General features: G+C 35.5%; 15 protein-coding genes. 13 read left to right on the top strand and 2 right to left on the bottom strand.

The window, feature by feature from the left end:
• The first annotated feature begins 73 nt into the window (after nucleotides 1–73).
• The 7 genes from MHH69_RS11740 to trhA all read left to right on the top strand — a co-directional run bounded on the left by MHH69_RS11740 (nucleotide 74) and on the right by trhA (nucleotide 7,268).
• Nucleotides 74–1,378, top strand: a complete 1,305-nt coding sequence (locus MHH69_RS11740; RefSeq protein ID WP_122971585.1) for an aspartate aminotransferase family protein — start codon at nucleotides 74–76, stop codon at nucleotides 1,376–1,378.
• Between the two features lie 26 nt (nucleotides 1,379–1,404).
• On the top strand, nucleotides 1,405–2,202 hold the full coding sequence (locus MHH69_RS11735) for a transporter substrate-binding domain-containing protein (RefSeq protein WP_122971586.1): 798 nt from the start codon (nucleotides 1,405–1,407) through the stop codon (nucleotides 2,200–2,202).
• A 227-nt stretch (nucleotides 2,203–2,429) separates the two neighbouring features.
• Complete coding sequence (locus MHH69_RS11730) at nucleotides 2,430–3,086, top strand: amino acid ABC transporter permease (protein ID WP_241559292.1); 657 nt, start codon at nucleotides 2,430–2,432, stop codon at nucleotides 3,084–3,086.
• A complete protein-coding gene (locus MHH69_RS11725; RefSeq protein WP_122971588.1) occupies nucleotides 3,079–3,795 on the top strand; it encodes an amino acid ABC transporter ATP-binding protein in 717 nt (238 codons plus the stop codon). The genes MHH69_RS11730 and MHH69_RS11725 overlap by 8 nt, the downstream gene beginning before the upstream one ends.
• Before the next feature lie 205 nt (nucleotides 3,796–4,000).
• On the top strand, nucleotides 4,001–4,423 hold the full coding sequence (locus tag MHH69_RS11720) for a universal stress protein (RefSeq protein WP_341362389.1): 423 nt from the start codon (nucleotides 4,001–4,003) through the stop codon (nucleotides 4,421–4,423).
• Between the two features lie 604 nt (nucleotides 4,424–5,027).
• Nucleotides 5,028–6,308: an L-lactate MFS transporter gene (locus MHH69_RS11715; RefSeq protein WP_122971590.1), complete on the top strand. Its 1,281-nt coding sequence runs from the start codon at nucleotides 5,028–5,030 to the stop codon at nucleotides 6,306–6,308.
• A 318-nt stretch (nucleotides 6,309–6,626) separates the two neighbouring features.
• Entirely contained in the window at nucleotides 6,627–7,268 is a 642-nt protein-coding gene (gene trhA / locus MHH69_RS11710; protein ID WP_122971591.1) for a PAQR family membrane homeostasis protein TrhA, read from the top strand.
• A gap of 53 nt (nucleotides 7,269–7,321) precedes the next feature.
• Here trhA and MHH69_RS11705 read toward each other — a convergent pair whose 3' ends face one another.
• Together MHH69_RS11705 and MHH69_RS11700 are read right to left on the bottom strand one after the other, a co-directional pair.
• Nucleotides 7,322–8,068, bottom strand: a complete 747-nt coding sequence (locus tag MHH69_RS11705) for a glucose 1-dehydrogenase (RefSeq protein WP_341362388.1) — start codon at nucleotides 8,066–8,068, stop codon at nucleotides 7,322–7,324.
• Between the two features lie 138 nt (nucleotides 8,069–8,206).
• Nucleotides 8,207–8,719, bottom strand: coding sequence for a DUF3231 family protein (locus tag MHH69_RS11700; protein WP_122971593.1), 513 nt, complete (start codon nucleotides 8,717–8,719; stop codon nucleotides 8,207–8,209).
• A 218-nt stretch (nucleotides 8,720–8,937) separates the two neighbouring features.
• Here MHH69_RS11700 and MHH69_RS11695 point away from each other — a divergent pair, with 218 nt between their 5' ends.
• The 6 genes from MHH69_RS11695 to lon all read left to right on the top strand — a co-directional run bounded on the left by MHH69_RS11695 (nucleotide 8,938) and on the right by lon (nucleotide 17,670).
• Entirely contained in the window at nucleotides 8,938–9,987 is a 1,050-nt protein-coding gene (locus tag MHH69_RS11695) for a DUF4097 family beta strand repeat-containing protein (protein WP_341362387.1), read from the top strand.
• Nucleotides 9,988–10,008: 21 nt separating this feature from the next.
• Nucleotides 10,009–10,890, top strand: a complete 882-nt coding sequence (locus tag MHH69_RS11690; protein WP_341362386.1) for an NAD-dependent epimerase/dehydratase family protein — start codon at nucleotides 10,009–10,011, stop codon at nucleotides 10,888–10,890.
• Nucleotides 10,891–11,113: 223 nt separating this feature from the next.
• Entirely contained in the window at nucleotides 11,114–12,121 is a 1,008-nt protein-coding gene (locus MHH69_RS11685) for a hypothetical protein (protein ID WP_241559293.1), read from the top strand.
• A 106-nt stretch (nucleotides 12,122–12,227) separates the two neighbouring features.
• Complete coding sequence (gene tig, locus MHH69_RS11680; RefSeq protein ID WP_122971597.1) at nucleotides 12,228–13,520, top strand: trigger factor; 1,293 nt, start codon at nucleotides 12,228–12,230, stop codon at nucleotides 13,518–13,520.
• A gap of 289 nt (nucleotides 13,521–13,809) precedes the next feature.
• Nucleotides 13,810–15,078, top strand: a complete 1,269-nt coding sequence (gene clpX, locus MHH69_RS11675; protein ID WP_122971598.1) for an ATP-dependent protease ATP-binding subunit ClpX — start codon at nucleotides 13,810–13,812, stop codon at nucleotides 15,076–15,078.
• A 270-nt stretch (nucleotides 15,079–15,348) separates the two neighbouring features.
• Nucleotides 15,349–17,670 carry an endopeptidase La gene (gene lon, locus MHH69_RS11670; RefSeq protein ID WP_341362385.1) on the top strand — a complete coding sequence of 774 codons (2,322 nt, stop codon included), beginning with the start codon at nucleotides 15,349–15,351 and terminating at the stop codon, nucleotides 17,668–17,670.

Here is a 17,670-nt window from a genome sequence, read left to right as displayed (position 1 = left end):
GTATATAAATATTAAATATAGTAATCTCATTCAAAAAATGACTAGTTCAATAGCAAGGAAAGAGGAATACAACATGAGTAATTGGTTGAATTTATATGACTCAATGGGGGATTTTCTAGCTCCGAGTATGGCAAAAGACCATCCAAATATTCCAATAGTAAAAGAAGAAGGTTGTTATTACTACGGAGTGGATGGGAAGAAATATTTAGACTTTACATCAGGGATTGCTGTAACAAATACGGGACATCGCCATCCGAAAATTGTTCAGAGCATTAAAGATGCAGCGGATAATTTAGTACATGGACCATCGGGTGTCATCATGTATGAATCAATCTTAAGACTTTCAGAAGAACTTGGTAAAGTGTTGCCAGGGGATTTAGATTGCTTCTTCTTTGCTAATAGCGGAACGGAAGCGATAGAAGGAGCATTAAAGCTTGCGAAATTTGTAACGGAACGCCCTTATGTTGTATCCTTTACCGGTTGTTTCCATGGCCGATCGATGGGTGCATTAAGTGTAACAACATCGAAATCGAAATATCGTAAGTTTTTACAACCATCCCATCTTTCTTATCAAATCCCATATGCGGATGTGAAAGGTTGTCCGGAAGGGGAAGATCCTGAAACATATTGTGTGAATCAGCTGGAAAAAGACTTTAATCGACTATTTAAACATCAAGTTACGCCTGAAGAAGTAGCTTGTGTCATTATGGAGCCGATTCTAGGTGAAGGGGGATACATTATTCCTCCAAAAGCATGGGTGAAAAAGGTACGAGAAATTTGTGATGAATATGGGATATTACTTATTTTCGATGAAGTACAAACAGGCTTTGGACGGACAGGTGAATGGTTTGCAGCCCAATATTTTGACGTAACACCGGATATTATGGCTATTGCAAAAGGAATTGCATCAGGACTTCCTTTAAGTGCTACTGTCGCTTCGAAGGAATTGATGAAAAAGTGGCCTTTAGGAATGCATGGAACAACCTTTGGCGGAAACCCCATTGCTTGTTCGGTTGCACTGACTACGTTAGAAATTTTACATGACGAAAGATTAATAGAAAATTCGAAAGTAATTGGCGCTTATGCAAAAGAACAATTACTTCAGTTGAAAGAAAAATATTCCGTCATTAGTGATGTTCGTTCTGCTGGGTTGATGATTGGGATTGAAATTTCAAATCCTCAAACAGGAGAACTTGATGGACAAGCGGTCATGAAAATTCTTGATTATGCATTAGAAGAAGGAGTCCTGTTCTATCTTTGCGGAAATGTTGGGGAAGTGATTCGGATGATTCCACCCCTTACTGTCACAAAAGAACAAATTGATACGGGATTATCAATGTTAGAAAAAGCTATTCAACGATATATGGAAGAACAATAATTTAACCAACAAAGGAGAGAACAACAATGAAAAATAAAGTATTTTTATTCATGCTTGTATTAGTAATGGGTATTTTAGCAGCTTGTGGTACATCTGATGAAGGGGCGTCATCAAGTTCAACAACAGAAGAAAAAACAGAAGAAGCAAAAGTTTTACGAGTAGGTACATCAGCGGACTATGCGCCATTTGAATATGTTGATACAGCAAAAAGTGATGAAATTATCGGTTTTGATATTGATTTAGCAAACTTAATCGCAGAACGTTTAGGGTATACATTACAATTTACGAATACGGATTTTAATAGTTTAATCCCTGGACTTCAAGCGGATAAATTTGATTTTGTCATTGCTGGAATGACACCGACAGAAGATCGTGATGAAGTGGTAGACTTTTCTGTCCCTTACTATGAAACAGAACAATATTTAGTTACTCCGAAAGATAGTAACATTTCATCTTTAGAAGATTTAAAAGGAAAAGTAGTAGGTGCGCAAGTTTCTTCTATTCAAGAAGATTTGGCTAAAATTTTTGCCGAGGAAAATGGATTTACAGTTGAAAGTCGTAATTTAATTCCTGAAATTATTCAAGAGTTGAAAAATGGTCGTTTCCAAGGTGCGGTGATTGAAAATATCGTTGCTGAAAATTATTTAGCGCAAAACGATGATTTAACTTCATTTCCACTTGAAGTAGAAGATCCGGATTTTAAAGCCGTTGTTTTCCAAGAAGGTAGCGATTTAAAAGCTGAATTCGATGAAGTGATTCAAGTATTAATCGACGAAGGGAAAATTGATGAGCTGAAGAAAAAATGGTTCGTAGTTGAAGAATAATTAGCTTATCCACATCTTTAGTGAAATAAAAAGTCTGATATTACAATCTGCGAGTCTCCTAAGGGAATCGTGAGCCACCAAAAGTATTGCCTCTATATTGTGCCTTTTAAATAATCATTGAAGGTCATTTTAGTGGTAAGGTGGCAACGATTATTCCTTTGGAAAGCGAGCAGATTTTTCGCTTCTAACTATCATAACAATCTAACATGAAGAAAGGGGGACATACGATGTTTGATTTTTCGAAAGTCGTACCCTCTATTCCTTACATATTAGAAGGAATAGGTATTACTTTACAAATAGTTATTTTTGCAACGGTTATCGGTTTGATTCTTGGGATATTACTAGCTCTTTGTAAAATTGGCAGCATTAAGCCGTTAAAATGGTTCGCTGAATTTTATACATCGATCTTCCGTGGTACACCCCTTGTACTACAATTAATGCTCATTTATTATGCGATGCCACAAATTCTTGGGTTTAATATAGAACCAATGCCCGCAGCGATCATCGCCTTTGGATTAAACTCGGGTGCATATATTTCTGAAATTATACGTGCGGGAATAAATGCGGTTGATAAAGGTCAACAAGAGGCAGCAAAGGCACTTGGTGTTCCTTATAGTAAAATGATGAAGGATATTATTTTGCCACAAGCAATGAAAAATATTTTACCTTCATTGATGAATGAATTTATTACGTTAAATAAAGAGTCCGCCATCGTAACGGTTATTGGTGCTTTAGATATTATGCGTCGTGCTTACGTTGTTGGAGGAGACACATTCCGTTATTTAGAACCATTATTAATCGCTGGTATCATCTATTACATTATGACACTAGTATTAACATTCCTTGGAAAAATGATAGAAAAGAGGATGAGACGTAGTGATTAAAATCGAAAACTTAAAAAAGTCATTTGGTAAAAATGACGTATTAAAAGGAATTTCAACTGAAATTAAAGAAAAAGAAGTCATTGCGGTCATCGGTCCTTCTGGATCAGGAAAATCGACGTTTTTACGATGTATTAATCGTTTAGAAGAGCCGACAAGTGGGGAAATTACCGTTGGTGGTACATTAATTACGGAAAAAAATATATTGAAAGTCCGTGAAAATTTAGGGATGGTATTTCAAAATTTCAATTTATTCCCTCATAAAACGGTACTCGAAAACTTAATTTACGCACCGATGAACGTGAAGGGAATGTCAAAAAATAAAGCGGTTGAAACGGCAGAGGATCTTCTTCGTCAAGTAGGCTTGTTTGAAAAACGAAATGAATACCCAAATCGTCTTTCTGGCGGGCAAAAACAACGTGTTGCCATTGCCCGTGCCCTTGCTATGAATCCAACGGTTATGCTTTTTGATGAACCGACTTCTGCATTGGATCCTGAAATGGTAAAAGAAGTGTTAAACGTGATGAAATCACTAGCGGAATCAGGAATGACGATGATTATTGTAACCCACGAAATGGGATTCGCCCGTGAAGTGGCAGATCGTGTTCTATTCCTTGAGGGTGGTTATCTTGTTGAAGATGCCGCACCAGAAGTGTTTTTCAATTCTCCTAAGTCTAATCGAGCTAAAGCCTTTTTAGATAAAGTGCTTTAATAGAATGAGAGTTAAATGAACGAATCGTCAGTTCATCATGGATAACTGACGGTTTTTGATTGGGAAAATACTATAACAAAAAGTAGAGGAGCATATATCAGTTTTTTAAGATGAATTTTATAGCGTTTTTTGCACATCCTAACATTATTCGGTTATGTTTTGAACTAGTCTTTAATGAAGCTTTTTTAAGTATGGAGGACTTCGTATGAGTGGGCAATATCAAAAAATCGCAGTTGCAATAGACTTTTCTGAACTGTCGTTAAAAGCGTTTGAACGAGCAATTAATGTAGCGAATCATTATGGAGCAACATTATTATTAGTTCATGTCGTTGACACGAAATCCTTTGGTTCTATAACAGCATATGATTTAGACTTTGCTGGAAAATTGGTGAAGGAAAGTAATATGAAATTGGAAGAGCTCAAAAGTAAAGCGGAGCAAGCTGGTGTAAGTAAGGTAGACGTAGTGGTTAAAGAAGGCTCTTCAAAAGAAGTTTTAATTGAGCTACCTGATGTTGATTTAATTGTTTGCGGGGCGATGGGAACGAATCAAATTGAAAAAATGCTCATCGGATCTGTCGCAGAACGTATTGCTCGGTTTGCTCCGTGTGAAGTACTAATTGTTCGGTAATATTTACATGATTCCTCTTTTTAGGCAGAAGGAATTTCTGCTTAGAAGGAGGTTTTTCTGATTGAACGACAAAAATATTAATAAAAAAATATTCTCGCTAATTTTCATCCATCATTTATTTTTATGGGAATTCAATCGGAAAAATGTTATATAAATATAATAAAGTTAATTCGATAACCAGTGTTTTTATTTTGTTTTTTGTTATGTTGTAGGGAAAAAGGTTATCAAAATTATGTTGATTGATTGAAAACAATTTCTCTTATTTGATAGTTAATTTCTAATTTTTGAATATAAATTCTAAAAGGTGTAATATCTTTGTGAAGGGTAAGAGTGCTTGTGTTATAGGGTTTTGTGATGAGGAAACTTTATACATATCGATAGAAACATTATTATAGAAAAATGAAGGCGTGGATGGTTTTTATCATTTATTCTATGTGGATTTTGCGCTTATTTTATTATTTTCTACTTTTTGCAGAAAAAAACTGTTTTATTCAAATAATTTTTTTACAAAAACTATTGATTTTCATATTTTGTAAATGTTATCTTGATAAAGTAGTTGTCACAACTTGTTCAAAGTTAGAAAGAAAGGGGTTCAAAGAGAAATATGAAGAAAAATCGATGGTTAATTGCGCTTTCTGCGATTGCAATACATCTTTCGATAGGTGGCGCATACGCCTACAGCGTTTATAAAATTCCGATTACAACGGAAATGGGTTGGAGTGCAACAAATGTCACTGTTGCCTTTACAATTATGATGGGGTTAGCTGGATTTGCAGCTGCACTATTTGGTAAATTAGTAGAAAAAATGGGACCAAGAAAATCAGCTATGATTGCTGCGCTACTATTTGGTGCTGGACAAGCAGGTTCTGGTTTAGCAATCGTAATGGATTCAGTTGTTCTTTATTGGTTAACTTACGGATTGTTAAGTGGTTTAGGTATGGGGATTGGATATATTGCACCTGTATCAACATTAGTAAAATGGTTCCCTGATCGTCGTGGGTTAGCAACAGGGATGGCTGTATTAGGCTTTGGTTCTGGGGCATTAATTACTGCACCGGTTGCAGCAAACTTAATGGAAGGTGTAGGGATTTCTAATACATACTTCATCTTAGGGATTAGCTATTTTGTATTAATGATTTTAGGAGCTTTATATATTGCCCCTCCTGCACAAGGTTATATGCCAGAAGGAATGAAGAAAGCTACTGAAGAAGGAACAAAAGTAGTAAAACAAGATTTATCCCAAATGTCAGCAAAAGAAGCTGTAAAAACAAGACAGTTTTGGATGCTTTGGGCAATGCATTTAGTAAACGTTACTGCCGGAATTATGATGATTTCTGTTGCCTCTCCGATGGCGCAAGAAATTGTCGGACTATCGGTCGCAGGTGCTGCGGCAATGGTTGGTGTAATGGGATTATTTAACGGTGGTGGTCGATTAATTTGGGCAGCAATTTCCGATTATATTGGTCGTCCAAATATATTCGTTATCTTCTTCACAATTCAAGTCATTACATTCGCTGTATTACCATTTACAACAAATGTCTTTTTATTCCAAGCATTTATCTTCCTAGTAGTTAGTTGTTACGGTGGTGGATTCTCTAATTTACCGGCATATGCTAGTGATTTATTTGGAACAAAACAACTAGGTGTTATCCACGGGTACTTATTAACAACTTGGTCACTAGGTGGAATTTTTGGTCCGATTATCGTTAATTCTATAAAGAGTGCATCTGGAAGTTACATTACTGTGTTCTACCTCTTTACTGGATTAATTGCGATATCTTTATTAATTTCTTTATTGCTACGTGCAGACGTAAACAAAAAGAAAAAACTAATGGAACAAAAGAAAAAAGAAACAGTTGGAGATCTCTCAACTACAACATTATAAGAGTGAAAATAAACTACCGAATATTCGTCATATCGCCTTATGACGTTATTCGGTTTTTTTATCGAAAAGGTTGTTATATAACAATGATTCATTTCTTATTTACTGTAATACAGTTTCTCAAAATGTTCAACTTCATTGTCAAAAATGTTTAGAATTCCTGAATGAAAGAGAGATTTTACGTTTGAAATCTAACAAGTGTCATGAACATCTTTTATTAATAAGTTCATAGATTATGACAAATATCATGGAATGAATATTACATCTTATTCTATACAAACTATGTGTATATGGAATAATCAATATAAGAGGTGAAGAAAAGTGGCACAAGCGGTTGCTGTTCAAAGTAGTTATAGTAAGAAAGAAGAGTTGTGGAATGCGATAACCCACGGATTAGGTGCGATATTAGCTATCCCTGCCACGACTTTATTAGTGATGAAAGCACAAAATTCTAGCTCGACTATTGAGCTAATGAGTTACATTATTTTTGGTATTTCGATGTTTTGTTTATATGCAGCATCAACTTTGTATCATTCGTGGCCAACTCATAAAAGTTTGTTGAAAAAATTAGATCATAGTTCCATTTTTCTTTTAATAGCGGGTTCTTATACACCCTTTGCCCTCGTAGCGATTGGTGGTAAATTAGGATGGACGTTGTTTTTCCTTGAATGGATTTTAGCTATTTTAGGCATCATTTTTAAAATGTATTTCGTACATCGTTTCGAACGACTATCCCTTATCATTTATTTAGGGATGGGCTGGCTCGCCATTTTTGTATATGAACCATTATTAAATCATATAACAGGGAATGGTTTTTTAACGTTACTAGCAGGCGGTTTAAGTTATACAGTAGGTACGTATTTTTATAAAAACAAAAGAATTCCATATAATCATGCGATATGGCATGTTTTTGTAATAGGCGGAAGCTTATGTATGTTTTTAACGATTTATTTATTTGTTTAATTTAAAAAAGAGGAGAAGGCTTGCTGCCTAATCCTCTTTTTATTTTAGAAATTTTACTCCTCGTAAATCATTTTTTTCGTCATACCACCGTCTACAGTTAAATTGATTCCTGTTACAAAATCGTTTTGATCATCTGTTAAATAAAAACATGCTCGAGCAATATCTGAGGGTTTTCCTAACCTTCCTGAAAAATGTTGGCGATGATCAATCTCCCTCAACTGTGCATAATCACCGGTTTCAATCCAGCCTGGAGAAATACAATTTACCCGGATGTGATCTGGTGCAAAGGAGCTAGCTAATGCATGGGTTAATGCAACGATACCACCCTTTGTTGCAGCGTAGGATTCAGTATGTGGTTCAGACATAAACGCCCTTGTAGATGCCATCGAAACGATAGCACCGCCATTTTTATTTAAACGCATAAATTTCGCTGCTTCTCTTGAACAGATAAAGACGCTTCGTAAATTTGTGTTAATCACATCGTCCCAAACGTCCATCGAAATATCGTAGGGCGAAATAGGTCTAAAAATACCTGCATTATTAATTAAAATATCAATAGTTCCAAACCTTTCAACTGAAGTGGTCATTAACTGAATGACATCTTGTTCTTTCCGTACATCCGTTGGAATGAAATGGACGGAATAGCCTTTATTCTTTAGATTAGTACTAACTTCTACACCTAATTGTTCATTTATATCCGCTAAAATTACATGAGCGCCAGCTTCAGCGTATCGGGATGCTACTTCTCGTCCAATTCCTTGTGCAGCACCTGTTACGATAACTACCTTATTAAGAAACATATATATTCTCCTTTCTTTTTTACGGTTATTTATTCCATATTCATTGAAAAATGGCAAGTGTTATTACTTGAAAAAAACATACAAAAAAGGATAGAAGACTAGAGAGTAGTTTCTATCCTTACCGTTTTTTCGTTATTCCTATCTTTCATCTTGAGGAGCGATATGAAGGGGAGGAGGTACTAACCACCCTTTACTTTTGTTTAAACGTAATAATTTTGTGGCTAATTGTGCTTTAGCCATGTGAAATTGACCGTACATCGCTGCAATATCTTCCCTAGTGCTTTTTCCCATAGCTGTACTGCAAGCGACTAACCCCGCAGCGACGTTGCCAGATATAATCGCACTAATTTCCGGATCATTATATTTTGCTCCTACAGGGATGTCTTCAAGGCGAGCGTTAGGGCGTTCTGGGGGAACGGGTGGTAATCCAACACCGTTTACTTTTAAAATTTCTGTTAATTGCTTATTTTCTTCTTCCATACCAACAACCGCTTCTTCTACTAACTTCGCTAAATCGCGATCTCCAGTATGGTTATATAAGGTTTGATACATAGCAATCATTCCGTTATTTGTTAAAACATTCGACCAAATTGTAAAAACTTCTCCGTAATGTAGCGGCTCTTCTTTTGGATTTCGACTCATGATTCCCATGGATAACACTCCTTGTTAATACATATTATTTCCTAACTAAAACTAGAGTGGTCAAGAATGAAATTATTATTCATTTTCATAATATTTCCATGGACTATTTTCAGTATAATGAACGGGCTCTTTATATGATTTTCAAATTCGTAAAAAATAAAGGAACTTCTAGAAGAATAGGAGAAATGAATAGAGGGGAAATGAACAATATTAAAGGAGGATTGAGAATGACAGAAGAGGTTTTTTTAAAAAAATTGGAAGCTGAATTAGGTTTGTTAAAGGAGGAAGAACGGAAAAATATTATACGGGATTTTAAGGAATACTTTGCCAACGGAAAGGCAGAAGGGAAAAAAGAAGAAGATATTATTGAATCTTTAGGACCGATTCATGAGTTAGTTGATGAACTGTTATCGGCTTATTCGGAAGAGGAATTTGAAACAAATGTGGAATTTTCACCAACTGCTATTACGGAATATGAAAATGTTCATATTAAAGCAGATAGAGCCAATATTACAATTATTCCATCTAGTGATGATAAACCATCTATTCATGTAAAAGATCAAGATGGAAAAACAAAAGTAACGACGCATATTGTAAATAATACGTTGGAAATCCATGTAAACCGTGAGGATGGGTTTAGATTTTTCTTCATTTATATTAACTTCAACGTTCGCACTGTTGTTCATGTAACGATTCAGCTACCACAAAAATTGTATAATCAGCTCCTTGTCCAAAATGATATAGGAAAAATTGAAATGAACGTTCAACAAGCTAAATCGATAAAAGTTAAAACGGATGTTGGAACCATTCATTTGAAATCATTGTTAGCGAATTCATTAAATATAAAGTCGGACAATGGGCGAATTTTGATGGAACATTCTAATTGCACGGACGTTAGTGCTTCAACGAACAATGGTCGTATTGTTGTAAATCACTCGAGTGCGGAAAAAATTGATCTATCAACAGATAATGGTCGAATTGAATTACATAATGTAAAAGGAGAGATAAAGGCTTCAACGGATAATGGAAGGATAGATGGTTATATTCCAGCTGTTACTAAACCAATTCGTTGGAAAACAGATAATGGTAGCATTACCCTTAAAACAGATGAGCCATTAGATGATGCAACTTTAACGTTAAAATCGGGTTTTGGCCGTGTTGAAGTCTATGGAGAAAAGGGGGAAAAATTTCAATTTGGCGATGGTTCTGTACCAATTAAGTTGAAATCAGATACTGGACGTATTATGGTAACAACAGCAAGTTTACAAGAAACGTGAAAGTGGAAGAGGGATAAAGGAATGGGCAAAATATTAGTTTTAGGTGGAACCCGATTTTTTGGAAAAAAACTTGTGGAATTATTAGTAGAAGAGGGGCATGAAGTTTCGATTGCAACCCGCGGTAATTCTCCACATCCCTTCGGTAGCCGTGTAAAGCGAATTGTAGTCGATCGAACGGATAAAGAGGCTCTTCAAAAGGCGATGCAAAATACACAATGGGACATCGTGTATGATAATATTTGTTTTTCTCCAAATGAAGCGATGGCAGCATGCGACATTTTTGAAGGGAAAACAAAAAAATATATTTTTACTTCCACGATGTCAACTTATATAGACTTAGGTGCAGAGTTGAAGGAAGAGGAATTTGATCCATACCATTATTCAATTGTAGCTGGTGAAAGTAATGACTTTTCATATGGAGAAGGGAAGCGTCAAGCGGAAGCTGTGTTTTGCCAAAAGGCTCAATTTCCAGTAGTAGCTGTTCGTTTTCCGATAGTATTAGGGGAAGATGACTATACAAAACGCTTGCATTTTCATGTTGAACGGGTGGCGCAAGGGAAGGTAATTAGCTTTTTAAATATGGATGCTAAAATGTCTTATATTTTATCTGATGATGCGGCTACCTTTTTACGCTTTGCGGGTTTTTCAAACATTGATGGTCCATACAATGCTACTTCGCCTGGAACCTATTCAATGAAAGAACTAATCAACTTGATTGAACAATCGGTCGAAAAAGGTGCGAAAATTGCCCTTGTTGGCGATGAAAAAAGCCGATCCCCCTTTGCAGTTCCAAATGATTGGTATATGTCGTCTGAAAAAGCTGAAAAAGCGGGTTTCCAATGTCAACCTTTACAAGGGTGGTTGCCTATGTTAATTCAAAAACTAGCAAATAAGTTACAATAAAGTAATACAGCTACTTATGAATGGGATGTATTTCATATTCTTAAGTAGCTTTTTTATTCTCTATTGAACAATTAAGTCGTTATTCTCTTCGATTAAAATGATAAAAAGTCGGTTAATACTTGAATAACTTCGGAACATTTTTTGAAGGATATTGTTCCCTTGAAAAATAAAAGGTACAATAACTACAATTGTTTGGCAATATTTTCATAGCAGACATCAGGGAGTGAGACGTTTGAAGAAAAAGCAAAAAAAATATACAACATTTGATAATGTCGTTATATTTCCTGGTACAGTCGAAAAATTAATAGCACAAGCCCACGAATTTGTAGAAAACTATCAATATGATTTAGCAAATAAAAATTTTGAAGAAGCATTAAAATATACTGAAGGTGATGAATTAACCCTTAGTGTTTATGCCTATTCATTATATGAAACGAAATCATTTGAAAAAGCAAAAGATGTTTGTGAACGGTTATTAAGCATTGGTCCTACGATGTACCTGGAAGTAATGGAATTATACTTAACCATTTGTATGCAACTCAAACAATTTAAACAGGTTGAAAGAATAATTACTTCCTTATTAGAAGAAGGTGCGATTCCCGAGGAACAAATTGAAAAATTTGAACGGCTTAAGGATATAAACGCTAACATAGCGGGGAATGTCGTAAAACAAGAAGAACCTGTAAGAAATAACAATGATGTAGATCCTGAAATGTTTAATTTACAACAATTTATGTCTCTCCCACCTAGTAAGCAACTAAACACTGTTCATGAATTGACGATGTTAAATATACGACCGATTGTCCACCACCTTAAAGCAATTATTGAAAACGAAGAAACACATCCCTTTATTAAAAGTATTGTTTTAATATTACTTGTAGAGCAACAGGTGGATACAAATTTGACAATTAGAAAATTCGATAAAGTGATGAATGTTAATCCGGCTAAACTGGAATTACCTACGAAAATGCCACAATTTACACAAGTTTCTAAACTTGTTGTGGAGAAATTAGAAAAGGAACCTTCCACTTTAGAAATGGTCGAATACTTAATTGCTAAACATTCGATTGTCACATATCCTTTTGAATGGTTGTCTTATGATTCGGAAGATGTTGCGATTAGTTATATTGATTTTGTCAAAACGATGTTTGGTAGTGTTCATGAAATGGATTACGAACTAGTAGAATTTTTGCAAAATCTTGAAAAGCTAACAGAACTACAAGAAGTATGAAAAAAGTTGAAACTCCGTTTATCTATGTTATACTAAAATGGTTGTCAAAATCGTATAAACGAGTGGTTTGTCTAACAATTGTAAACTAATTTTGGAGGTATTATAAATGTCAGCAAAATGGGAAAAACAAGAAGGTAATATTGGTACATTAACAATCGAAGTACCAGCTGAAGAAGTTAATAAAGCTTTAGATAAAGCTTTCGCGAAAGTAGTGAAAGAAATTAACGTACCTGGTTTCCGTAAAGGAAAAATGCCACGTCCGATTTTCGAAAAACGCTTTGGTGTAGAAGCTCTTTATCAAGATGCTTTAGAAATTTTAGTTCCAGATGCATATTCAAATGCAATCGATGAAACAGGTATTGTTCCTGTAGATTATCCAGAAATCGATGGAACTGAAAACTTCGCTAAAGGACAAGATTTCACTTTTACAGCAAAAGTTACAGTTAAACCAGAACCAAAACTTGGTGAATACAAAGGTTTAGAAGTGAAAAAATTAGCAACAGAAGTAACGGATGAAGAAGTTGAAGCTCAAATCCAAGAACAATTAAACCGTAAAGCAGAATTAGAAATTAAAGAAGACGAAGCAATCGTAGAAGGTGATACTGCTGTTATCGATTTCGAAGGTTTCGTTGGTGAAGAAGCGTTCGAAGGTGGAAAAGGTGAAGACTATCCATTAGAAATCGGTTCTGGTTCATTCATTCCAGGATTCGAAGAACAATTAGTAGGTTTAAAAGCTGGAGAATCAAAAGATGTTGTTGTTACATTCCCAGAAGAATATCACGCTGAAGAATTAGCTGGTAAAGAAGCTACATTCAAAGTAACTGTGAAAGAAGTAAAAACAAAAGTTCTTCCAGAATTAAACGACGAATTCGCTAAAGAAATCGATCCTGAAGTTGAATCTTTAGAAGCATTACGTGCGAAATTAAAAGAACAAACTTTAGAGCAAAAGAAAGCTGAAGCAGAAAGTGCTTTACGTGATGAATTAGTAGAAAAAGCAGCTGAAAATGCTGAAATCGATATTCCAGAATCTATGACTCACAATGAAATTCACCGCATGATCGACGAATTCGGTCAACGTTTACAAATGCAAGGTATGACTCTAGACCTTTACTACCAATTCTCAGGTCAAGATGAGCATGCTTTACATGAACAAATGCGTCCAGAAGCTGAAAATCGCGTACGTGTTTCATTAACTTTAGAAGCAATTGCTAAAGCAGAAAACATCGAAGTAACAGAAGAAGATGTTAATGCTGAACTAGAAAAAATGGCAGCACAATTTGGTATGACAAATGACCAAATTATTTCAGCTTTAGGTGGAAATACTGAAATTCTAGAAAACGATATTCGTACACAAAAAACAGTTGAGTTCTTAGTTGAGAACGCAAAAATTACTGAATAATTTCTGGTTTTCTAGTACAATGTAGTTGAATGAATATTGTGACAAGGTACGGCAACTCACCGTACCTTGTTTTAAAACTAGAAATATTCTGAATTGTCGGTAAAATTAGGGAATTTTCTCAATGTTTAACAACTTTCATTGGATTTAGTCAAATTTTGTTTGACATATTGAATCAATACATAGACAAAATAAGCTTATAATAAATGCTATTATGGGTGAATCGAAACAACTTATTTGATAAACATAACAGAATCTTGTAAGATTGTTGCTTGAATAGGGGTGAAGCAAATTGTTCAAATTTAATGATGAAAAAGGCAATTTAAAGTGTTCATTCTGTGGAAAACCACAGGAACAAGTACGTAAATTAGTAGCTGGACCTGGCGTTTACATTTGTGATGAATGTATCGAGCTTTGTTCTGAAATCGTTGTAGAAGAGTTAGGGGTAGAAGAGGAAATTGAATTTCAAGAGATCCCTAAACCAAAAGAGATATTATCGATTTTAGACGAATATGTAATTGGACAAGAGCGCGCCAAGAAAGCATTATCAGTTGCTGTGTACAATCATTACAAACGAATTAATTCGAACAGCAAAATTGATGATGTCGAATTGTCAAAATCGAATATCGTTTTAATTGGACCTACTGGTAGTGGGAAAACACTCCTTGCTCAAACATTAGCACGTATTTTAAACGTACCATTTGCAATCGCAGATGCGACTTCTCTTACTGAAGCGGGGTATGTTGGTGAGGATGTTGAAAATATCCTTTTAAAATTAATACAAGCTGCTGATTATGATATCGAACGTGCAGAAAAAGGGATTATTTATATAGATGAAATCGATAAAGTAGCTCGTAAATCTGAAAACCCTTCAATTACACGTGATGTATCAGGCGAAGGTGTTCAACAAGCATTACTTAAAATTCTTGAAGGTACGGTTGCAAGTGTTCCTCCACAAGGTGGAAGAAAACATCCGCATCAAGAGTTTTTACAAATAGATACAACGAACATTCTATTTATTGTTGGTGGAGCGTTCGACGGTATTGAACAAATTATTAAACGTCGTCAAGGACGTAAAGTAATTGGTTTTGGTGCTGATCCGAAGAAAGTGGAAGAGGATAGTGCGTCATTACTTTCTCAATTAATTCCTGAAGATTTATTAAAATTTGGTTTAATTCCTGAATTCATTGGACGTTTACCAGTTTTAGCATCTTTAGAACAGTTAGACGAGAGCGCATTAGTGCGTATTTTAACTGAACCGAAAAATGCTTTGGTGAAACAGTACCAAAAAATGTTTGAACTAGATAAAGTGGAATTAGATTTCGAAGAAGAAGCATTGTTAGCGATTGCAAAAGAAGCCATTGAACGAAAAACTGGGGCTCGCGGATTGCGTTCGATTATTGAATCAACAATGTTAGATATGATGTTTGAACTTCCTTCCCGTGAAGATATTGTGAAATGTATTATTACGAAGGAAACAATAACGGAAAAAGCTACACCGAAATTGATTCTTGCTGATGGAACAGAACTAAATATTTCAGACAAAAAAACTTCAGCTTAATTTAGCTAAAGTTCAGCAATTAGTTTTGAGAGCTGACTTCGAACTTGCGTTTAATTAGCGCTATTTCGTAAGTCAGCTCTTTGTTCCAAAAATAAACTACATATAAGTGTCTAATTTAAGTTTTTATTTACATAATAAGTAGTAGGTATAAGACTAACATTTTCGCTCAATACAGAATTTACTATGAATATGTAAGTGAAATGTCGTTTTTTTATCACATACTAAACAAGCGGGTTGTAACGGAAAATGTGGATGGAGGTGAATACCCGCATGACTAAAACAAAAGAAAATATTCCACTATTACCATTACGTGGCTTATTAGTTTACCCTTCAATGGTTTTACATATTGATGTAGGGAGAGCTCGATCGGTAGCGGCTTTAGAACACGCAATGTTAAACGAAAATCAAATCTTTTTAGCAACACAAAAGGATTTACGTGTGGAACAGCCGACAAAAGATGAGCTTTATTCCATTGGTACACTAGTAAATGTAAAACAAATGCTAAAACTTCCAAATGGAACTTTGCGCATATTAGTTGAAGGCATAAGCCGTGCGAAAATGACTCATTATGAAGAACAAAAGAATTTCACGATAGTGAATCTTGAAATTCATGAAGATGATACGGAAAAGGACGCAGAAATCGAGGCGTTAATGCGTACTTTAATTTCTTATTTTGAAAAATACGCCAAATCATCAAACAAAATAACTTCAGAGACGATTGATTCCGTTATAGACATTGAAGAACCTGGTCGACTTTGTGACATCGTAGCATCCCATTTGCCTTTTAAAGTGTTGGAAAAGCAAGAAGTCTTAAGCCTTTTCGATGTAAAGAAACGGTTAAATCACTTAATCGTTCGTCTTCATGATGAACAGGAAGTATTAAACCTTGAAAAGAAAATCAATTCTAAAGTAAAACAAGCGATGGAACGGACGCAAAAGGAATATTATTTGCGCGAACAGATGAAGGCGATACAAGCCGAACTTGGCGACCGTGAAGGAAAAACGGGAGAAGTAGCCGATTTGCGGAAACGGGTAGAAGAAGCTGGTATGCCTGAATCCACTAAAAGGGTAGCAATTAAAGAATTAGATCGATATGAAAAGCTTCCAGCTGCAAGTGCTGAGAGTGGGGTTATTCGAAATTATATAGAATGGCTTATTACCGTTCCTTGGAAGGAAAGCACGGAAGATCGTTTAGATATAAAACATGCAGAAGAAATTTTAAATCGTGATCATGATGGATTAGAAAAAGTAAAAGAACGTATTTTAGAATATTTATCTGTCCGTCAATTGAAAAATTCTGTCCGTGGTCCAATACTCTGTTTAGCAGGGCCTCCGGGGGTTGGTAAAACTTCATTGGCAAAATCTGTTGCTGAAAGTTTAAATCGTCATTTTGTCCGCGTATCCTTAGGTGGAGTAAGGGATGAATCGGAAATTCGTGGTCACCGACGTACGTACGTTGGGGCAATGCCTGGCCGTATTATTCAAGGGATGAAAAAAGCTGGTACAGTAAATCCGGTATTTCTACTAGATGAAATCGATAAAATGTCCAACGATTTCCGTGGCGATCCATCTGCTGCTATGTTGGAAGTATTAGATCCAGAGCAAAATAATTCCTTTAGTGACCATTACTTGGAAGAACCTTATGATCTTTCACAAGTGTTATTTATTGCTACGGCTAATGATTTAAGCACAATCCCAGGACCTTTACTAGATCGTATGGAAATCATTTCGATTGCTGGTTATACAGAAATTGAAAAAACGCTCATTACAAAAAATCATTTAATACCAAAACAAATTAGTGAAAACGGTTTGAAAAAATCTCAGCTTATTATTAAAGACGAAGCAATCATTGATTTAATTCGTTATTACACTAGAGAAGCCGGTGTTCGTAATTTGCAAAGACAAATTGCTTCCCTTTGTCGTAAGGCTGCTAAAATAATTGTCTCCGGTGAGAAAAAACGGGTGACGGTGAACTCAAAAGTATTAGAGGATATGCTTGGTAAACACCGATTCCACTATGGTCAAGCAGAAACAGAAAACCAAGTAGGGGTTGCTACTGGTTTAGCTTATACGACTGTTGGTGGCGATACACTCCAAATCGAAGTATCATTAACACCTGGGAAGGGTAAATTAATCTTAACAGGTAAGCTTGGAGATGTAATGAAGGAATCTGCCCAAACGGCGTTATCCTATGTTCGTTCTTTAACGGATAAATTAGCAATTGATGAAGATTACTTCGATCAACATGATATTCATATTCACGTTCCAGAAGGGGCAGTACCAAAGGATGGTCCATCAGCAGGGATTACGATGGCGACAGCCCTTGTTTCAGCCATTTCCAATAAACCGATTAATCGTGAAGTAGGGATGACTGGAGAAATTACATTGCGCGGACGTGTATTACCGATTGGTGGTTTAAAAGAGAAATCATTAGGAGCCCATCGTGCAGGTTTAACTACAATTATTATTCCAAAGGATAATGAAAAAGATATAGATGATATTCCAGACACAATTCGTGAACAATTGACGTTTAAGCCGGTATCATCTGCAGAAGAAGTGCTTAATATTGCACTTGTTGGAGGTTTTAAATGA

This window comes from Ureibacillus sp. FSL E2-3493 (assembly GCF_038077515.1).
Lineage (GTDB): Bacteria > Bacillota > Bacilli > Bacillales_A > Planococcaceae > Ureibacillus > Ureibacillus halotolerans.
The sequence above is the reverse complement of the archived record's forward strand: the minus strand, read 5'-3'. Positions and strand labels throughout refer to the sequence as shown.

Coding starts and splice junctions, on each gene's coding strand:
- MHH69_RS11740 (WP_122971585.1), top strand. CDS start 74: ATGAGTAATTGGTTGAATTTATATGACTCAATGGGGGATTTTCTAGCT.
- MHH69_RS11735 (WP_122971586.1), top strand. CDS start 1,405: ATGAAAAATAAAGTATTTTTATTCATGCTTGTATTAGTAATGGGTATT.
- MHH69_RS11730 (WP_241559292.1), top strand. CDS start 2,430: ATGTTTGATTTTTCGAAAGTCGTACCCTCTATTCCTTACATATTAGAA.
- MHH69_RS11720 (WP_341362389.1), top strand. CDS start 4,001: ATGAGTGGGCAATATCAAAAAATCGCAGTTGCAATAGACTTTTCTGAA.
- MHH69_RS11715 (WP_122971590.1), top strand. CDS start 5,028: ATGAAGAAAAATCGATGGTTAATTGCGCTTTCTGCGATTGCAATACAT.
- MHH69_RS11705 (WP_341362388.1), bottom strand. CDS start 8,068: ATGTTTCTTAATAAGGTAGTTATCGTAACAGGTGCTGCACAAGGAATT.
- MHH69_RS11700 (WP_122971593.1), bottom strand. CDS start 8,719: ATGGGAATCATGAGTCGAAATCCAAAAGAAGAGCCGCTACATTACGGA.
- MHH69_RS11695 (WP_341362387.1), top strand. CDS start 8,938: ATGACAGAAGAGGTTTTTTTAAAAAAATTGGAAGCTGAATTAGGTTTG.
- MHH69_RS11690 (WP_341362386.1), top strand. CDS start 10,009: ATGGGCAAAATATTAGTTTTAGGTGGAACCCGATTTTTTGGAAAAAAA.
- tig (WP_122971597.1), top strand. CDS start 12,228: ATGTCAGCAAAATGGGAAAAACAAGAAGGTAATATTGGTACATTAACA.
- lon (WP_341362385.1), top strand. CDS start 15,349: ATGACTAAAACAAAAGAAAATATTCCACTATTACCATTACGTGGCTTA.